This window comes from Massilia rhizosphaerae, assembly GCF_016093545.1.
GTDB classification, from domain to species: domain Bacteria; phylum Pseudomonadota; class Gammaproteobacteria; order Burkholderiales; family Burkholderiaceae_D; genus Telluria; species Telluria rhizosphaerae.
In genome coordinates this window covers 1-1,362 of record NZ_JADKYX010000046.1, presented here as the reverse complement: position 1 = coordinate 1,362, position 1,362 = coordinate 1, and the positions used below count along the sequence as shown (strand labels likewise).

At 54.6% G+C, this 1,362-nt stretch carries 1 protein-coding gene; it reads right to left on the bottom strand.

All coding sequences use genetic code 11. From position 1 onward, the window contains the following. Positions 1-1,355, bottom strand: a protein-coding gene (locus ISF28_RS30180; RefSeq protein WP_198120872.1) for an IS3 family transposase whose coding sequence is annotated in 2 segments (ribosomal slippage) — positions 1-884 and positions 884-1,355 — 1,356 coding nt annotated over the 2 segments. Because the reading frame shifts where the segments join, the coding sequence is not laid out codon by codon here. This gene is flagged as partial in the annotation. Positions 1,356-1,362: the final 7 nt, after the last annotated feature.

The following is a 1,362-nucleotide window of genomic DNA, read 5'->3' as shown; positions in this document are numbered from 1 at the left end:
AGCCAAGGGCTGGGTCCTGTATTGCACAGGGCTCAGCCCTTTTAGTTTGAGCTTGATGCGGTCGTGATTGTAATAGTGAATGTAATCGGCCAAACCATCCCGTAACGCATCGATGCTGTCGAATTTGTTCAGGTAGAAGAACTCGGTCTTGAGCACGCCGAAGAAGCTCTCCATGGCTGCGTTGTCATGGCAGTTGCCCTTGCGCGACATGCTCTGCACAAGCTCCCGCTCCCGAAGCTGATGCTGGTAAGCCGGCATCCGATACTGCCAGCCCTGGTCGGAATGCAACATCGGTCTGTCGTCTGGAGCAAGTTTGGCCAACGCTTTCTTGAGCATGGAACTCACCAATTCAAAGACCGGACGTCGGCTCGTCTCAAAGGCCACGATCTCGCCGTTGTACAGATCCAGTATGGGCGACAGGTACAACTTCTCTCCCGCGACGTTAAATTCCGTCACGTCGGTTACCCACTTTTGATTAGCAGCTTCGGCCCGGAACTGACGCTTCAGTTCATTGGGCGCAGCCGAGCCTACCTCACCCTTGAAGGAGCGATATTTCTTCGGGCGCACCAAGGACTTCAGACTGAGCACGCTCATCAGGCGCTGCACCAGCTTATGATTGACGCGCTGACCCGACTGCCTGACAGCGGCTGTGATGCGACGGTAGCCATAGCGTCCCTTGTGGCACTCGTATATGGCTTTGATCGTCTCCTTGAGCTCGCTGTGCTTGTCGTCCTTTCCCAGCAGGTTGAGCTGGTAGTAGAACGTGCTGCGCGGTAGCTCGGCTACCTTGAGCAAACCGAAGATTGGATATTGCTGCCTTAGTTCCTGCACTACTTGCGTTTTTTCGGCGACGCTTGCTGCGGGCGTGCTTGAACTAAGGCTTGCAACTTTTTTAGGTAAGCATTCTCCATGCGCAGGTGCTCAAGCTCGGCTAGCAAATCGTCGCGAGAACGTGCTTCGTTATCGGACGGTTTCTCTGGTTTTGCTGTCGGTCCTGGCATTGCTTTGGGTCTTCCTCGTGGGCGTGGTTGTAACGCCTCCAGGCCGCCACTTCGATAGTTGCGCTCCCATATGCCGAGAGCGCCCGGGTGGCGGATGTTGAACTGAACGGCTACTTGGCCGTATGACAGCTCATTGTCCCACATGTGCTGCAACACCCAGAGCTTGAATTCAGCGCTGTAATGCGTGAACTTCTTCTTGAACGCATCAGCGCCATATGCTTCGAACCACTTTACCCAGCGCCGTACCATCCCGTGCGACAAACCGTGCTTCATCGCCACAGTCTTGTAGCCACCTTGTTTGTCGAGATACTGCCCGACTATCGAGAGCTTGAATTGCTCGTCGTACTTCGCCATGAAAAAA